At 28.6% G+C, this 17,105-nt stretch carries 21 protein-coding genes; 7 read left to right on the top strand and 14 right to left on the bottom strand.

From position 1 onward, the window contains the following. Positions 1-25: 25 nt before the first annotated feature. A complete protein-coding gene (locus OB7_RS10205) occupies positions 26-391 on the bottom strand; it encodes a hypothetical protein (protein WP_249030991.1) in 366 nt (121 codons plus the stop codon). A 14-nt stretch (positions 392-405) separates the two neighbouring features. Further along, on the bottom strand, positions 406-1,047 hold the full coding sequence (locus OB7_RS02295; RefSeq protein WP_114702418.1) for an HAD family hydrolase: 642 nt from the start codon (positions 1,045-1,047) through the stop codon (positions 406-408). Between the two features lie 107 nt (positions 1,048-1,154). Here OB7_RS02295 and OB7_RS02300 point away from each other — a divergent pair, with 107 nt between their 5' ends. Next, positions 1,155-1,820, top strand: a complete 666-nt coding sequence (locus OB7_RS02300; RefSeq protein WP_114702419.1) for a hypothetical protein — start codon at positions 1,155-1,157, stop codon at positions 1,818-1,820. Positions 1,821-1,988: 168 nt separating this feature from the next. Here the strand turns inward: OB7_RS02300 and OB7_RS02305 are convergent, their stop codons facing one another. From OB7_RS02305 to OB7_RS02360, 12 genes are read right to left on the bottom strand one after another with little or no spacing between them, the layout of a single operon-like run. Beyond that, entirely contained in the window at positions 1,989-2,396 is a 408-nt protein-coding gene (locus OB7_RS02305; RefSeq protein ID WP_012579353.1) for a hypothetical protein, read from the bottom strand. A gap of 15 nt (positions 2,397-2,411) precedes the next feature. Further along, entirely contained in the window at positions 2,412-2,690 is a 279-nt protein-coding gene (rpsT, locus tag OB7_RS02310; protein WP_004103501.1) for a 30S ribosomal protein S20, read from the bottom strand. 21 nt (positions 2,691-2,711) lie between these two features. After that, positions 2,712-3,899, bottom strand: a complete 1,188-nt coding sequence (gene metK, locus OB7_RS02315) for a methionine adenosyltransferase (RefSeq protein ID WP_012579352.1) — start codon at positions 3,897-3,899, stop codon at positions 2,712-2,714. Next, a complete protein-coding gene (locus OB7_RS02320) occupies positions 3,896-4,216 on the bottom strand; it encodes a hypothetical protein (protein WP_012579351.1) in 321 nt (106 codons plus the stop codon). Before OB7_RS02320 ends, metK begins: the two co-directional genes overlap by 4 nt. Positions 4,217-4,218: 2 nt before the next feature. Then, entirely contained in the window at positions 4,219-5,184 is a 966-nt protein-coding gene (locus tag OB7_RS02325; RefSeq protein WP_004103494.1) for a M23 family metallopeptidase, read from the bottom strand. Beyond that, positions 5,185-6,261 carry a GTPase HflX gene (hflX, locus tag OB7_RS02330; RefSeq protein ID WP_004103491.1) on the bottom strand — a complete coding sequence of 359 codons (1,077 nt, stop codon included), beginning with the start codon at positions 6,259-6,261 and terminating at the stop codon, positions 5,185-5,187. It lies immediately after the preceding gene. Continuing rightward, on the bottom strand, positions 6,248-6,502 hold the full coding sequence (gene hfq, locus OB7_RS02335) for an RNA chaperone Hfq (protein WP_004103489.1): 255 nt from the start codon (positions 6,500-6,502) through the stop codon (positions 6,248-6,250). The genes hflX and hfq overlap by 14 nt, the downstream gene beginning before the upstream one ends. A 4-nt stretch (positions 6,503-6,506) precedes the next feature. Then, positions 6,507-6,965: a GerMN domain-containing protein gene (locus OB7_RS02340; RefSeq protein ID WP_012579349.1), complete on the bottom strand. Its 459-nt coding sequence runs from the start codon at positions 6,963-6,965 to the stop codon at positions 6,507-6,509. Then, on the bottom strand, positions 6,962-7,864 hold the full coding sequence (locus tag OB7_RS02345; protein WP_012579348.1) for a DUF4941 domain-containing protein: 903 nt from the start codon (positions 7,862-7,864) through the stop codon (positions 6,962-6,964). The genes OB7_RS02340 and OB7_RS02345 overlap by 4 nt, the downstream gene beginning before the upstream one ends. Beyond that, positions 7,861-9,537: a nucleoside kinase gene (locus OB7_RS02350; RefSeq protein ID WP_114702420.1), complete on the bottom strand. Its 1,677-nt coding sequence runs from the start codon at positions 9,535-9,537 to the stop codon at positions 7,861-7,863. Before OB7_RS02350 ends, OB7_RS02345 begins: the two co-directional genes overlap by 4 nt. A 15-nt stretch (positions 9,538-9,552) precedes the next feature. Next, complete coding sequence (locus OB7_RS02355; RefSeq protein ID WP_114702421.1) at positions 9,553-10,950, bottom strand: Rne/Rng family ribonuclease; 1,398 nt, start codon at positions 10,948-10,950, stop codon at positions 9,553-9,555. A gap of 4 nt (positions 10,951-10,954) precedes the next feature. Beyond that, complete coding sequence (locus tag OB7_RS02360; protein ID WP_114702422.1) at positions 10,955-12,157, bottom strand: adenosylhomocysteinase; 1,203 nt, start codon at positions 12,155-12,157, stop codon at positions 10,955-10,957. 184 nt (positions 12,158-12,341) lie between these two features. On the opposite strand from OB7_RS02360, the gene OB7_RS02365 reads away from it, so the two are divergent. Genes OB7_RS02365 through OB7_RS02390 form a run of 6 tightly spaced genes read left to right on the top strand, consistent with a single transcriptional unit; the run spans position 12,342 to position 16,854 of the window. Next, positions 12,342-12,854 (top strand): deoxycytidylate deaminase, encoded by a 513-nt coding sequence (locus OB7_RS02365; protein ID WP_114702423.1) that lies wholly within the window; start codon positions 12,342-12,344, stop codon positions 12,852-12,854. Next, positions 12,841-13,665 (top strand): 2-oxoacid:ferredoxin oxidoreductase subunit beta, encoded by an 825-nt coding sequence (locus OB7_RS02370; RefSeq protein WP_004103477.1) that lies wholly within the window; start codon positions 12,841-12,843, stop codon positions 13,663-13,665. The genes OB7_RS02365 and OB7_RS02370 overlap by 14 nt, the downstream gene beginning before the upstream one ends. Positions 13,666-13,668: 3 nt before the next feature. Beyond that, a complete protein-coding gene (locus OB7_RS02375) occupies positions 13,669-14,271 on the top strand; it encodes a 2-oxoacid:ferredoxin oxidoreductase subunit gamma family protein (protein ID WP_114702424.1) in 603 nt (200 codons plus the stop codon). Then, positions 14,234-14,713, top strand: a complete 480-nt coding sequence (locus tag OB7_RS02380) for a diacylglycerol kinase family protein (RefSeq protein WP_004103474.1) — start codon at positions 14,234-14,236, stop codon at positions 14,711-14,713. The genes OB7_RS02375 and OB7_RS02380 overlap by 38 nt, the downstream gene beginning before the upstream one ends. Positions 14,714-14,742: 29 nt before the next feature. Further along, the gene (locus OB7_RS02385) at positions 14,743-15,732 is read left to right on the top strand and encodes a protein-glutamate methylesterase/protein-glutamine glutaminase (protein WP_416068986.1); all 990 of its coding nucleotides are present in this window, start codon (positions 14,743-14,745) and stop codon (positions 15,730-15,732) included. Positions 15,733-15,756: 24 nt separating this feature from the next. Next, positions 15,757-16,854, top strand: a complete 1,098-nt coding sequence (locus tag OB7_RS02390; RefSeq protein ID WP_004103470.1) for an S-layer homology domain-containing protein — start codon at positions 15,757-15,759, stop codon at positions 16,852-16,854. The last annotated feature ends 251 nt before the right edge of the window (positions 16,855-17,105 follow it).

Consider the following 17,105-nt stretch of genomic DNA (forward strand, 5'->3'; position numbering starts at 1 on the left):
TAATTGTTGGAAATATTAATATGGATTATTTTTCTTTTTTGGCAAGCCAAATAGCCATTAAAATTCCAAAGGTAGTTTTCCCAAGGCCAGTTGGTGCTATCATTGTAAAGCTTTTTGAGAGTAAAACTCTCTTTGTCCATAGTTTTTGGTATCCATTTAGTTTTAATCCTGTTTTTTCCACAAAAAAATTAAAAAAGTCTTTGAATTCATTTTCAAATCTAATATATTTTTCTAATTTGTATAGTTTATTAGTCGTTATTAAACTATTAATATAATCATTAGTTTCATTTGGAAGACATTTAATGCAGGGAAGTCCTTTTAAATTTCTATCATCTGTGTTAATCTTTTCACAGTTAATGCATGAGTGATCAAATTTAAGATTTACAGGCATATTTTTCCCCCTTGTCAGCTAAAGTACTTTTCGAAATATATTTTAATTAGTTCTGGTTTAAAATTATTCACATTTATAAATTTAATACCAACTTTTTCAGAGGCTTTATCATTTTCAGTATCTCCTATCATTAAACATTTATCAGCAGCAACACTAATTTTTTTTAAAATCTCAGCAAAAAATTTTGGATTTGGTTTTGCATAATGTGAATTTTCCATTGTAGCAATGTAGAAAAAGTTTTCGGGGGATAAATTTGCAAAATCTATTCTTTTTTTTACAGCAATTTCAGGAAATAATGGATTTGATGCAAATATGAATTTATAGTTGGAGTTTTTAATAAAATTTGTTAGTTTTTTGTTGACTTTTATAATCTTTCTTAATTCATCGAATTCATTTTTGTAAAAGTCAAGAAAAATATTATACCAATAATCTTTACTTTTTCCAGTTTTTTTAGAAATTGATTCCAAAAATCTTTCAAAAAGATTTTTGGAAGGATCTTCAATTTTTGTAATTTCGTAAATGCTGTCCATTACTAGATTAAAAATTTTTTCAATAGGTAATTTTACTTTTCTTGAAAGGATAGAAAAGTATGTTTTCATAAATTTTTCTTCACTGTTTTTAACTAATGTTCCATCATAATCTACAAAGATATACATTTTATCCCTCATTCATTTTAAGTTAATCTAAATAGATTGTATCATAAAGTTTTCGTGGTAAAATAATATAAACAGAAGAAAATGGAGGTGATTTTATTAACGATTTAATGTTAAGTAGATTATTTGATATAGTTATAGAATTTAGCGTTAATAACTACAAAGTTTATTATTCAAAATTTGATTTAGATACAACTCAGGATATTATAGAAATTTTCTTGAGTCAGTATCGAATAAAAATGTTAGATAATGAAGATAATTTTTTATTTGATACTGAGCATGGTATTTTTGAAGTAACTGTAGTAAAAGATGGATTAAACTTTATTATAACTTTCAAAAATGCAAGTGAATTGTTAAAGAATAATTTGAAGGCAAAATTTTTTGAGTTGATAGAATTAATTTATACGAAGTTTTATGAAGAATGGGAAAGAGAAGGATTATTTTCAAGTAATAGTTTAGATAATTTTTTAGAAATAATTGTAAAAAATTTAGCTGAAGTTGATGCTGCATTATTATCAAAAAAGATAAATAACTATTTTAAAATTAAATCGTCTTATGGATTTGATAATGATGAATTTATGAAAAAATTGTTATTCTTTGAAGATGAGATTTATACTGAAAGATTTAAAAAACCTATGGTAGTAAAATTGGATGAGATTTTAGATGAATATTATTTGGAAGTGGATAATAAAAGAATGGAAAAAGTTAATGAATTGGTAAAACATGGTAATTTATTAAGTAAGGCTAACTTCATCACTATCAATCCCAATATTTAAAGATAAAGAATGCGTTGGATTTCTATCACTTTATAGTTTTGAAAGTGAAATTGCTTTTGAAAATAATGAGTATATTAGTTTTGCAAATGTTCTTTCTAAAATTTTATCAAGTTTTGTAAAATAAAAACATGGCTTTGAGTTTTAACTCAAAGCCATGTTAATTTAATTTTATTCTTCTTCATCATAATCTAAGAAGTCTTCTAAATCTTCGTCGATTACTATTCCGCTATCATCAATTTCTTCTTCTATGCTTTCAATAGTTCTTTCCTGAATGTCATCTTGAGAGTTTCCAAACGGGTTTTTAGGATCAAGTTTTCCATTAAAAATTTCAATTTTTGATTTTCCGTCAATTAGATAAGCCTTTGCTGTAACACTTCCACTTATAGTACTTAAAATTTTTTTAACTAATTCCTCGTCAAGATCTTGATTTTCAGCACAAGTCAAAATAAGATTTCCGTTTTGATATTCTATTTTGGTTTCATTTTTTTCTGCTAAGTTAATTATTTCTTCATTTTGGAGAATTGATTTAGCTTTTGGTTCATTTACTAGCATTTCTATTGTATAATGAAACGGCATGCTGCACCTCCAAAATTATTCTTTACTTGCAAAATGTTTGTTTATTTTCGCAATTAATCTTGATTTTCTTCTTGATGCTTGGTTTTTGTGTATTGCACCTATTTTAGCAGCTTTATCAATTGCACTTTGAGCTACTTTATACAACTGTTCAACTTCTTCACGTGATTTTCCTTCTTGAAGTGCTAATAAAACCTTTTTTATGGAATTTTTCATTCTTGTTTTATATGCTTTATTGATTAATCTATTTCTTTCTGAAACTTTAACTCTTTTTTTTGCAGATTTTATGTTTGGCATAAATCTCATACCTCCCGTTTATTATAAAATTTTCTTAAGTTCATTAACCATATCTAATTTTTCCCAAGTAAATTCCTCTAATTCTCTTCCAAAGTGACCATAAGCTGCAGTTTTCTTGTATATTGGTCTTAAAAGATCTAATTTTTTGATTATTGCACCTGGTCTAAAGTCAAAAATCTCAAGAATTGCTTTTAAAATTTTATCTTCATCAGTTTTAGCAGTTCCAAAGGTATTGATCATTACTGATACTGGTTGTGCTTTTCCAATTGCATAAGCAACTTGAATCATGAATTTGTCTGCAAGACCTGCTGCAACAACATTTTTAGCAACGTATCTTGCAAAATAGTGTGCGGATCTATCTACCTTTGTTGGATCTTTTCCACTAAAGGCACCTCCACCGTGAGGTACTGCACCACCGTATGTGTCAACGATAATTTTTCTTCCAGTTAGTCCTGTATCTGCTGATGGACCACCTAGGACAAATCTTCCAGTGGGGTTTACTAAAATTTTCATTTTGTCATCTCTAAGTTCTTCTGGAATTATAGGATCAATTACGTGCTTAATTAATGCTTCTTTTATTTCTGAAATTGTAACATCAGGCTCATGTTGTGTGGAAATTAAAACAGTATCGACTCTTACTGGTTTGTCGTTTTCGTCGTATTCAATTGTTACTTGAGTCTTTCCATCTGGTCTTAAAAATGGAAGTGTACCATTTTTTCTTACTTCAGATAGTTTCATAGCAAGCTTATGAGAAAGCATTATTGGAAGTGGCATATATTCTTTTGTTTCATTTGTAGCGTAACCAAACATCATTCCTTGATCTCCTGCTCCAACTTGTTCGAGTTCATCTTCTGCTATTAATTCCCCTTCTTTAGCTTCAAGAGCTTTATCAACACCTAGTGCAATATCTGGAGATTGACTGTGAATCGATGACAATACTGCACATGTTTCACCATCAAAACCATATTTTGCCCTGGTATAACCAATATCTAAAATAGTTTTTCTTACTATGTCTTGAATATCAACATATGCCCTTGTTGTTACCTCACCAGAAACTATTGCAATACCTGTTGTAACTAGTGTTTCTACAGCAACCCTAGACTTTGGGTCTTGTTCTAACATCGCGTCCAAGATAGCATCGCTAATTTGATCTGCTACCTTGTCTGGATGACCTTCAGTAACGCTTTCACTTGTGAATAGTCTTTTCATTCCTCAACCTCCTTTTCATACTCTTCTTTTGAAATAAACTTTCCTCCAGATATATCAAAACTTACTGGCTTATATGAACCAGTAAATTGTGCTCTAACTTCAATTTTGTTTGGACATTTAGAACCAACGTATAATTTTTCTATTTTGTATCTGATATTTGGGTTGTCGTATTCATTAAAAAAATCATAACCCTTTCTTAAGTGGCTTCTAAAAACTTCTCCGCATTTATCACATTTTATATATATAACCAAAGAATCTTTTTCGTTATAGAATGGATTTTTCTCTATATTCTTTTTTTTCTTAAAAAAACCAAACATATCTATCTCTCCCGTTTAAGGTTAAATGTAAATTCTTTAACTCTTTTCCATGGGTCATAAGCTTCAATTCTTACTTGGAAAAAGTCTGTATTTGTATTTAGAGTTGGAAAATTATTAACTTTAATTGGTCCACCAAGTATCTCCGGATAAAGTTTATAATATGTTTTGTATATATACCCTGCTGCAATTGAATCTTTTGAATAAACAATGTATGGTTTATAAAATTCTTCTTTTGATACTTCATCAAGTAATATATCATACACTAGTTTGTTTGCAATGTAAAGCTTTATTTCTTTAAGACCAAGCAAATTATTGTTAACAAATAAATAAGAATTTATTTCAATTTTAGGATATTCTCCTTTAAAGGAATAAGTTTCACCTTCAGTGTAGTTATAACTTTTCCCATTTATAATTAGTTCTTTTAAAATTATTTCACCATTTGGAGCTTGAACATTTAAAAAATCAATAGGATCAAACATTAACGTTTCATCACTATTTCTTATTTCAAGATGACAATGAGGCTTTACAGCTTCACCTGTTTTTCCTGAATATGCAATAATATCACCTTGTGAAAATTTAATTTCATTATCTGGAAAATTAATAACAATTTTTTGGTTTTGAAATTCTTCTTGTAAACTTTTTATAATATTTTCGATTGTATAATTAAAATTACTGAGATGTGCATATAAAGATCTATAACCGTTAGGATGTTGTAAAACAATAACGTTTCCGTAGATAGGATCATTTAATTCAACTCTAACAACATAGCCTTCATAAATTGCTTTGATTGGTATACCTTCTTTCGAAAATGTGCTGAAATCAATTCCCCCATGAAAATGTGGTAAATTACCCGTGCTTCTGAATTCAGCAAAGGAAGAAGTAATATAACTATCATCTACCGGTGGAATAAAATTTGAAAATGATAAAGTGATTAATATTAAAAGAATAAACGCGACTGTTTTTTTCATTTAAATTTTGACCTCCTTCTGTAGTAAATTTTCTACTTGATGTAAGAGTGTTGATATGTTTTCTTTGTTTTTTGCAGATATAAAAACTGCATTTGAAAATCTTCTTTGCAAATTTTTAATATAATCTTTATGGCATAAATCGATTTTGTTGAATACTAGTAAAGTCTTTATTTTAGCTATGTTTATTGATTCAAGCGTTTCATCAATTATTTCTAATTTTTCTTCGAAGTTTTTATCAGCTACATCAACTAAAATTATTATCAAGTCTGAAAAATTTATTTCTTCTAAAGTTGAATGAAAAGCTTCTATTATTAAAGGGTGTAGATTTCTTATGAAACCAACTGTGTCAGAAAAAATTGCATATCTACCACTTGGAAGTAATACTCTTCGTGAAACGGGCGAAAGAGTTGTAAACATTTCATTTTTTGACAACAAAGTTTCCTTGGCTAAATTTGATAATAATGTAGTTTTTCCGGCATTAGTATAACCAACTATAGAAACTTTGTAAATATTGCTTTGATTTCTCTTTTTTCGTTGAACTTGCCTAATAGATTCAAGTTTTTTTAACTTGCTTTCTAACTTTTTAATTCTATTTTTAATATATCTTTTTGAATATTCTAAGCTTTTTTCTCCTGGCCCTCTTGTTCCTATACCTCCACCTAATCTTGAAAGTTCCTTCCCCTGTCCGACAAGGTATGGCAACAAATACTTTAATCTTGCAATTTCAACTTGTAATCTTCCCTCATTTGTTTTTGCATGTTTTGCAAAGATTTCCAATATAATCTCGGTTCTATCATAAACTTTTTTTTCAAGATATTTTTCTATATTCCTTCTTTGAATATGTGATATATTATCATCAATAACCAAATAATCAATATTTTCACGTATGAAAAATTCCTTAACTTTTTCTAATAATCCTTTTCCTATGTAAAAAGAAGGATTAGGTCTATTTCTTTTCTGAAAAATTTTATCTACAACTTTTATGCCTATAGTTTCGCACAACTCTTCCAACTCTAGAAAAGATTCGGTATATGAAGGTTTATATAAACCTATTATTAATGCTTTACTTTTCTTCATTTTCAGATTCTTCGTTTTGTTGCTTAGTTAGTTTGACAAAACTTTCTGGCATAATTGTACTAACTGCATGTTTATAAATTAAATTTTGTTGGCTACCATTTTCCAAAAGCATTGTAAAATTATCAAAGGATCTTATAATTCCTTTAGTTTGAAAACCATTAACCAAGTAAACTTTAACTGGTATTTTGTTAGTTCTTAGAATGTTTAAAAATCTGTCTTGTAAATTAAATTTTTCTGCCATACCTTTAATCCCCCTTTTTAGTTTTATATAAATCTTTTGGAAAAGAAAAATAAATATTAACGCTCCTAATAAAAATTTCACTTTGTTTTCCATCAACTAATATATAAATTCTATCAATACCATTTATGTTTTCAAAAAGTGAATATAGAATTTGTAATAATAGAAAGATTTCTTCTTCACTGCTGTAATTTTGTATATTTTTAGAATTTAGATCAATTATTAATGCTGTATCAACAAAATAGTAAGCATTTAAAATGCCTTGAGGTACAAAGTTTTTTTGATTGCCACTTAATTTAACTTTTGAAAATTTTTCAAAAATTTCTTGTACAGCTACAACCTTATTTGAAGAAAATTCGCCTACTTCTAAAAGAATTATACCATTATTTTCAATAAAAGCAATTTTTGAAGCAACTAATGTAAAAGAAGCTATAAGTATAAAAAGTAATGTAATTATCCTTTTCATTGTAACTCACCTTCAACAAATTCAGAAATTTGTTTCCAGCTATTTTGTGAAGTAAAGATTACAATAGCAGGGAGATCTTTTGGAACTTGAACAAATGGGACATAAAAGAGTTTTAAATTAAATTTTTTTGAAACAAGTTTTCCAAATTTATCTGATATCGAAAAAACTTTCCAATCATTTCCGGAAAAATCCGGGGAGTAGTTTGGTACAAATACAGCATTTATATTGCTATCTTTGAATATTATAGCAAAACTTTTAGAATCGTACTTTTCAATTTTTTCGCCAAAAAGCTTTACGATAATATTTTTAATATTGTATTCTTTAATAAATTGCACGATTGTTCGTTTAGGTAAAATATTTAATTCAGTTTTGTATGAAGAATCAATATTTTTGGTTAATAATATACTTCCAGGTTCGTATAGATTATCCTTGAAATATATTAAACCTTTTGAAATTATATTAATTGCATTATCAGTTGCTTCAATATCAATAAAATTTTTGCCGAGATAATCAAACTGTAAATAACTTCCAAAATCTTCTACTTTTGTTATTACCATTTCAGCAAAGTTATATTCATTTTCTTTTTTTAAGTATTTTATATTAAAAAAATTGAAAATGTCATCAAAATTTGGATTATCTAACGCATTTTCTCCTAAGACAACTACATTTTTAGAAAAATAGATAATTTTATCTTCCCACTCGATGTAATTAAATGAGCCAATTGTTCCAGTCGAAATTTCGCTTGTTGAAAGAAACTTAGAATACTTTTCTAAAATTTCTTCGACCGTCTCAAAGTTTATATTTGTTGCATTTAATGTATAATTATCAAATTTTATAATTTCTGAAAAGATATTTAAAGCTAGGAGAAAGATTACTATAGCAACAATAAATTTTTTCAATATTTAAACACACTCCTTCCAATAAATTCTCTTATAAGAGAAGTTCTTGGAATATCTTCAATATTAGTAATTGGCAAGAAGTAATCAAGAATTTTTAAAAGTCTTGTTGCTTCAGTACTTTCTGGAACATCATCAGGAACCGCTATAAGCAAAGGTTCAGCAAATATCTTTAATACAGCTATCTCATATACAAGAGCACTGTTGAACATTATATCCGCATTTTCTTGATGTGGAAAGATATTTCTATCTTCGCCTCTTCTAACGCTTGGCCACATTTTTAGAGTTGCAAGAGCATCATGAGCTCTAAATTTGCTATCTCTAACTATTCTTCTAAGAAGTCTGGTATCAGTGGTATGGATTCTATTTGTATTATCTAAATTTAATTGTGTTAGAGCGCTTGCATAAATTTTAAATTTTAATTCTTCTGGTATTAAGCTTGTTAATTTTGGATTTAAACCATGTATACCTTCAACAATTATTGGTTGATCTTTAGATATTTTCATTAAAGTACCTTTTTCTTTTCTTTTACCCGTAGTAAAGTCGAATTTTGGTATTTCAACAGTTTTTCCTTCAAATAAATCAAGGAGATTTTTATTAAATAATTCAATATCTATTGCTTCCAAAGCTTCAAAGTCAGGCTTTCCATTTTCATCAAGCGGAGTTCTTTCCCTATCTACAAAATAATCATCTAAGGAAATTGTAACAGGCCTTAGCCCGCTTGCGCGCAATTGAACCATGAGTCTTTTTGAAAAGGTAGTTTTTCCACTTGAAGATGGTCCAGCGATTAGAATTAATCTTACATTTTTTCTCTTTTTGATTTCTTCAGCAATGAAGGCTATTCTTTTTTCGTGCAATGCTTCTGACATTATTATTAAATCAGTAACACTTCTTTCTCCTCTTGCAATTAAATCGTTTAAGTCTCCAACACTATCTATATTCATAATTTCTAACCATTTTTCATATTCTAAAAATACTGCTGAAAGTTTGGGTAGAGGTTTAAATTCGATTATCGGTTTTTTGTCTTTGAATGTTGGTAAAATCAAAACAAATCCTTCTTCATATTTTGCAAGATCAAAATATTTTAATATTCCAGTACTTAAAGGCATATAGCCGTAGAAGTAATCAAAATTATCATCAACTTTATATACTTTTACTGTTTTTTTCTTTCTATATTTTAATAAACTTACTTTGTCATTAAATCCAAGTTCTTCAAATAATTTTAAAGCTTCTGATTTTAAAAGTTCAAGCTTAATAAATTTTTTGTTTTCATTTATTAGTTTCATCATTTCATCTTTTACTTTTTTAATTTCGCTCTCAGAGAGTATTTTTTTATTATCTTTTGACTTTAATTCGCAATATATAGCTTTTCCTACGCTATGCGATACTTTTAGAGTATAATCAGGGTAAAGTTTTTTTAAAGTATGTTTTAAAATGAACAGCAATCCTCTTTGATATATTCTAAAGCCATCTGTTGAGTTTATATCTAAGAATTCAACTTCGCCAGGTCTAATAATAGGCCTAAACAACTCGACTATAGAATTGTTAAATTTGGCGGCAACTATTGGAGATTCGTAGTATTTTTCATATTCGTCTACAAATCTTTCTAGCGTTGTTCCTTTTTCAACGGTAATTTTTTTTCCATCATCTTTAAATGTTAATTCGATTCTTTCCATATCTTTTCCCCCTTTTTATATTTTCCAAGTAATTTCAAATGTTTTAGGATCAGTATGCGTAAAATGAATATGATAGTTTAAATCTTTTCTTTTTTTTAATTCACTTTTATCTATATAATTTTTCATATATGGATGAAGTTTAATAATTACTTCTTTTGCTTCTTTTGGAGCGTTTTCAATTTTAGTAAAAATTTCTTTTAAAAGGAATCGTGGTGATTGTATAAAACCAGAACCACCACAAACTGGACATGTAGATACATAATTTTCGAAAAATGATTTGATTGTTCTCTTGCGTGATAATTCCAATAGACCAAGTTTTGTAAATCCAAAAATTTCAATTTTACTTTTGTCTTTTTTTATTTCTTCATTTACTTTTTCAATTATTTTGTTTTTATTTTCTTCACTGTTCATATCAATAAAATCTATAATTACAATACCTCCAATATTCCTTAAACGAAGTTGCCTAAATATTTCTTCAACAGCTTCGTAATTTGTTTTAAATGCAGTTTCTTGTTGATTTAGACTTTTTGTAAAATGTTTTGAGTTTACATCAATTACTGTTAATGCTTCCGTTTTGTCGATTATTATTTCCCCACCGGAAGGTAAGGTTATAGTTCTCTTAATTAGCTCTTTAAAATATTTATTTACATTTGTGTATTCAAAACTATCTCCATATATTATTTCTATTTTAGGTCTTTTTGGGAATATTTTTAAATACTTTCTTATAACTTCTATATGTTTTATATTATTTGTAATTATCTGAGTGACTTCTTTGGTTAATCTTTCACGTAATATATAATCTATTAAGCTTTCCTCGGTATATAATATTTGTATTTTTCTTTTTCTTTTAAAATTTGATAATAAATCATCAAGTTTTTCTTTTAAAGTGATTGCTTCAGAATAAATATATTTTTCATCTAATCCTTCGGCTGCAGTTCTTATTACTACGCCGAATCCATTGTTATTAGATATTTCATTTGCAATTTTGTATAACCTTTGCCGTTCGTCTTCTGATTCTATCTTTTTAGATACTCCGTTAACATTTGAAAAAGGAAAAACTACTAAATATCTACCAGCAATACTTATGTTAGAGGTTAATTGTGGCCCCTTTGTGCCTGTTGGATCTTTTTTAACTTGGACAAGTATTTTAGAGCCTTCTTTAATTTCTTTCACTGAAAAGTATTCATAGTAATTTTCAGGTATATCTTTAATTCTCAAAAATCCATTCTTTTTTTCACCTATGTTTACAAAAATTGCGTCAAGAGCATTGACAACTTTTTCAACTCTTCCAAGATAAATATTTCCAGTTAGTTTTTTTTCTTCGTCTGAAAATAGTTCTACCAATTTATTGTTTTCAATTATAGCATAATGTAAGTTATCTTCAATGGAATTTAATACTAGAATTTTTTCCATAGTATCAATATCCTTTCAGGTACTCCCTTTGTTCTTCTGATAACTTGTCAATTTCTATCCCTAGTGATTTAAGTTTTAATGTAGCAACCTTTTCATCTAATTCTTCAGGATATTGATAAACTTTGTTTTCAAGATTTTTATAATTTTTATGAATATAAATTAAAGATAATGTTTGAAGTGCAAATGAAAGATCCATAATTTCGATTGGATGACCATCTCCAGCTGCAAGGTTTACAAGTCTTCCTTCTCCAATAACGAATATTTTTTTACCATTTATTATATATCCTTTTACATTTTCTCTTGCTTCAAAAATTTTTTCAGCATTTTTTTCTATTTTCTCTATTGGAATTTCAACATTGAAATGACCTGCGTTTGCAAGGATAACACCATTTTTCATGTTTAATATATCTTCATATTTTACCACATCTTTTACACCTGTTGATGTTACCACTATATCTGCAATTTTAGCTGCTTCTGACATTTTCATAACATTAAACCCATCCATAAGTGCCTCTATAGCTTTTATAGGATCTACCTCAGTAACAATAACATTTGCTCCCAATCCTTTTGCTCTCATAGCAATACCTCTACCACACCAGCCATATCCGGCAACAACTACATTTTTCCCAGCAATCAATGTATTTGTATTTCTCATTATTGAATCCCAAGTGGATTGTCCAGTTCCATATCTATTGTCAAAAAAATGTTTCATTTTTGCATTATTAACGGCTATAACGGGAACTTTTAAAAGCCCATTTTCTTGAAGATTTAAAAGTCTTCTAACTCCGGTAGTTGTTTCTTCTGAGATTCCTTTGACATTTTTTAAAAGCTCTGTTCTTTCGGTATGCAAAATCACACTTAGATCTGCACCATCATCTAAAATAAGTTCAGGTTCGTGATCAAGAACTTTGTTTAGATTCTTAAAATAAATTTTTTCGTCATGAGTTCTTTTTGCATGAACAGTTATACCATATTCAGATAATGCAGCTGCTACATCATCCTGCGTAGATAATGGATTACACCCTGTAACGAAAACATCAGCTCCAAGTTCTTTTAAAGTGATTGCTAAATAAGCAGTTTTTGCTTCCAAATGGATTGCCATCCCAATTTTAGTACTATTAAAAACTCCTTTATATTCTTTTTTTAAGTAATTTAATAAGGGCATAAAGTTTGAAACCCATTCGATTTTTTTTCTACCACTTTCCATTTCATCGCCTCCTATGTATCTGTTTTGTCATTACAAAGATATTTTATCATATTAATTGACTAAATAGGTATTTTTTGTAGATACAAATAGTTAATACAATCTATTTCAAATATTTGGGACTTGCTTTTAATTTAATATATATTAAAATCTTTTATAGAACAGTTATTTTGGAGGGAGCAATAAAATGAATTTAGATTCTTATTTAAAAAATTTAAAAATAACTATATCGATGGACAAACGTGAAAGTTGGGATAGCTACTTTTTGAAAATTGCTGAAATTATAGCTACCCGTTCTACTTGTTTTCATAGAAAAGTTGGAGCCGTTATTGTTAAAGATAAGAGGATTTTGGCGACAGGTTATAACCAACCTCCTTCTGGTTTTCCTCATTGTGATGACATAGGTTGTATTAGGGATGATTTGAATATTAAATCTGGGGAAAATCAAGAAGTGTGTTATGCTCTTCATGCAGAGCAAAATGCTTTGATGCAGGCAGCAAAATTTGGTATATCAACTGATGGTGCTACAATATATGTAACTCATAAACCATGTTCAGTTTGTGCAAGGCTAATAATTAATGCAGGTATAAAAAGGGTAGTGTATTTAAATGATTATCCAGATTCACTCACAGATTTTTTGTTTAAGACATCTAAAATTTCTGTTGAAAAACATGGAGGTGTTATTCATGAAAAGGGATGATTTAATAAATTATTTAAGAATTGACAGGTGGCCCACAGTTTGGTGTCCCGGTTGTGGAAATGGAATAATTTTAAAATCTTTTATTGATGCGGTTAATGAATTAAAGTTAGAAAAGGATAGAGTAGCTGTTGTTTCAGGAATTGGTTGTTCTTCAAGGGCAACTGGTTATCTAGATTTTAATACATTGCACACCCTTCATGGAAGGGCAATAGCTTTTGCTACAGGTGTAAAACTTGCAAGACCTGATTTTAAGGTAGTGGTTATGGGCGGTGATGGTGATATTACTGCAATTGGAGGAAATCATTTTATACACGCATGTAGAAGAAATCTAGATATTACAGTTATTATTTTTAACAATATGATTTATGGAATGACTGGAGGACAGCACTCACCTACTACTCCACATGAAAAGATAGCAAGTACGATGCCGTATGGAAATATAGAGAATTCTTTCGATATAGTTGAATTAGCTTTAACTTCAGGAGCAACTTATGTTGCAAGAAGCACTGTTTATCATTATCCTTTAACTGTAAAGTATATAAAAGAAGGTATAAGTCATCGAGGAATGAGTGTTATAGAAGTCTTAACAAATTGTCATACATATTATGGTAGATACAATGGTATGAGAAATGCATGGGATATACATGAATATTTTAAAAACAATACAGTTATGAAAGAAAAAGCGGAAAAATTATCAAGAGAAGAACTAGAGGGGAAAATAATAATTGGTCAATTTAAAAAAGAAGAGAAACCAGATTTTTATGAAAATTATAAAAAAATATTTTCAATTGTGAAAAATTCGGAGGTGTAATTTATGGAAATAAACAGACCGTTTTCTATTAGAATTGCTGGAATTGGAGGACAGGGAAATTTAGTTTCTGGTTTGATTTTGGCAAAGGCACTTGTAAAGTCAGGAAAGTATGTTGTTCAGACTCAGAATTATACCGCTCAAGTTAGGGGTGGGCCAAGTTATTGTGATCTACTTGTTTCAAATCAGCCTATAGATTTTCCTAAAGCAACTTTGTTTGATATTTTAATGATTTTACATCCATCTATGATTTCACAGTGTAAAAATGTAAGAAATAATGGTATAATTATTATAGATAATACTCATATTAGTGAATTACCAGCTGATATGTTTAGAATGACTAAAAGAAAGATTGCACTGCCTGTTTCAAAAATAGCTTTGGAAAAGTTTGGAAATGAGATGTTTGCAAATATGATAATGTTAGGTGTTGTTTTAAAGGCAACTTCTTTAGTAGATATTGACAGTTTGATTGAGTCAATTAAAGAAAATATAAATCCAAAATATGTTGAAAAAAATATTGAGGCGGTGAAGTATGGAACAACCCTCACAGAAAAGGTATACAAACCAAGAATTGAAAGAAAAATTAAACGGACGATTGGCTTCGAATAATTTAAAAGAATCTTTTGAACATGCAATTGAAGGTATTATATATGCGTTATCAAGTGAAAGAAATTTAAGAATACATTTTTTTGTTGGTTTTGTAATTCTTTTTATAACATTGTTTTTACCTATTGATAAAAATAATTACATATGGATTTTTTTTGCAGTATTTTTTGTGATAATTTCTGAATTAATTAATACATTAATAGAAAAAATTTTAGATTTGTTTGTTCCAGAATATCATCCAATAGTTAAAGTAATAAAGGATATAAGTTCTGGCGTAGTTTTATGGGCGGCTCTTTTTTCTGTGGTAGTGGGTATTGCAATTATTGGAAATTATTTATTTAATTGGAATGTATTAATAGCTAAAGTTGTTGGATTTGTCTTTGTGACAGCTTTTCCATTAATATATTTAATTTTAGGAGTGAGAAAGTGGAAGAAAAAAAGATAAGGATATTAATTGTTGATGATTCAGCATTTATGAGAATGGTTTTAAAGGATGTATTGGAAAAAGAAAAAGATATGCAAATTGTGGGAATTGCAAAAGATGGTATGGAAGCGATAGAACTTGCGATAAAAACAAAACCTGATATCATTACTTTGGATGTTGAAATGCCTAAGTTAAATGGCATTGAGGCATTAAAAGAAATAATGAAAAGAGCACCTACGAGAGTAATTATGGTAAGTAGTCTTACTGAAGAAGGTGCTGATATTACTATTACCGCATTGGAACTTGGAGCAGTAGATTTTATTACTAAACCGGCCGGAAGTATTTCAATGAATTTTAGAAAAATTGCGGGTGACTTAATTCAAAAGATAAGAGCAGCAATGCAAGTTGATGTAAAGTCATTAGTGAGAAAGGCTACTTATACATCTAAAAAGTTAAATTTAAAGAGTTTGGTTTCAAGTAAAATTGTTGTAATTGGATCATCAACCGGTGGACCAAAATCGTTAGATTTGGTTATTCCACCTCTACCAGAAAATTATCCAGCACCTATAATAATCGTTCAGCATATGCCTGCTGGTTTTACAAAATCTTTGGCTCAAAGATTAAACAAAATTTCTAACCTTTATGTTAAAGAAGCTGAAGAAGGTGACGTTTTAGAACCTGGCAAAGTTTATATTGCTCCGGGAGATTATCATCTTGGAATTAAGCAACACGATAAGAAGAGTGTGGTTTACCTTGAAAAGAGTGAAAAGATTAATAATGTTAGACCTGCAGTAGATTTTACTCTTGATAAAGTTGCGGAGATTTATAAGGATAAGACAATTGCAGTTATATTAACTGGAATGGGAAAAGATGGAACTAAAGGAGCATTCAAGGTAAAGTATTATAAAGGAATAGTTATTGCAGAATCAAAAGAAACTTGCGTTGTTTATGGCATGCCAAAATCTGTTGTTGAGGAAGGATATGCTGATTTTGAGCTTCCGGCATACAAAATACCAGAGAAATTGGTAGAAATTGTATAAAAATAAATTTGGGAGGTGTAGAATATGAAAAAAGTTTTGATTGTCATTACTTTACTTTTATCGTTTTTAACTTTTGCAAGTTTTAAAGATGTTCCTGTTAATCATTGGGCATACGATGCTGTAAATGAGTTAAGTAAATTAGGTATAATTAGTGGAATGCCTGATGGAACATTTCAAGGAAATCAAGCAATGACAAGGTATCAAGTGGCAGTGGCAATTTATAGAACTATGAACTATTTGCAGGAAAAAATAGATAAAGCTGTTTCAAATACTTCAAATATTAGTAGTTTAAGAGAGCAGATATTAACACTTTCGGATATTGTAAGTACGGCAATGAATAAAATTGAAGATCTAGCAACGATTAAAGATACTGTACAAGTTCTTTCATCGGATTTAAGTGAGTTAAAAACTTCAATAGTAAATACAAAGAATGATGTAAAAAGTCTTTCGATAGATTTATCATCGATTAAAAATTCAGTTGCCGATAATTCAAGAAAATTAGAAGATTTAGAAGCGGCATTGTCAGGTAACAATTTAAAAACAATATTAGACAGCAAAGTTAGTTTTAACGAATATAATGCATTTAAGGATAGTATAAACTCTCAATTTAGCAATTTTCAAGCAACAATGGAAAATAAAATTTCAGGACTCGAGGGAGAAATATCAGTTATAAAAACAGACCTTGAAACATTGAAAGAAAAAATAGCAGTGATAGATAGTATAAATGATAAAGTCACAGGTTTAGAAGAATATATTAATGCAAAAACTAAAGCATGGGATACTAGAATATCTGCATTATCTGGTGATATTACACAATTAAAAGTAGATTTCCAAACTTATACTTCACAAAATGACGTAAAAATTAGCCAATTCGAAAAACAAATTAATTCATTAAATGAAAAGGTAAATAGTATGGAGCAAACAGTTGCAAAGATTGAAACAATTGAAAGTGATTTTAATCAATTTAAAGATGACACAAACAATTCAGTAGAAAAATTAACACAAAGAGTTGAAAATTTAGAAAATTCTTCGAATTCTACATTAAGCACTTTTTCAATGATTCTTTCTGTAATTTCTGTCGCAGTTTCAGGAGTGGCAATTTATTTAATTTTAAGTAAGTAAATAAAGTTTAGATTTTAAAAGATGAAAACTCCACCCATTAAAGTTTAGGGGTGGAGTTTTTAATTTAATAAATGAATTATTATCAGAAAAATATCAAAGAAATAATACCATAAAAAGTTTAATTTATGCTATGTTAAATAAATTTTATTTAACTTTATTTAGAAGAAGCTGTTGATCATATAAAAACAAAAACCCCCTGAATAAATTAATACTAATCAGGGAGTATAAATGCAATAATCAAATTGTATAAA

It is taken from the genome of Thermosipho africanus Ob7 (genome assembly GCF_003351105.1).
Lineage (GTDB): Bacteria > Thermotogota > Thermotogae > Thermotogales > Fervidobacteriaceae > Thermosipho > Thermosipho africanus.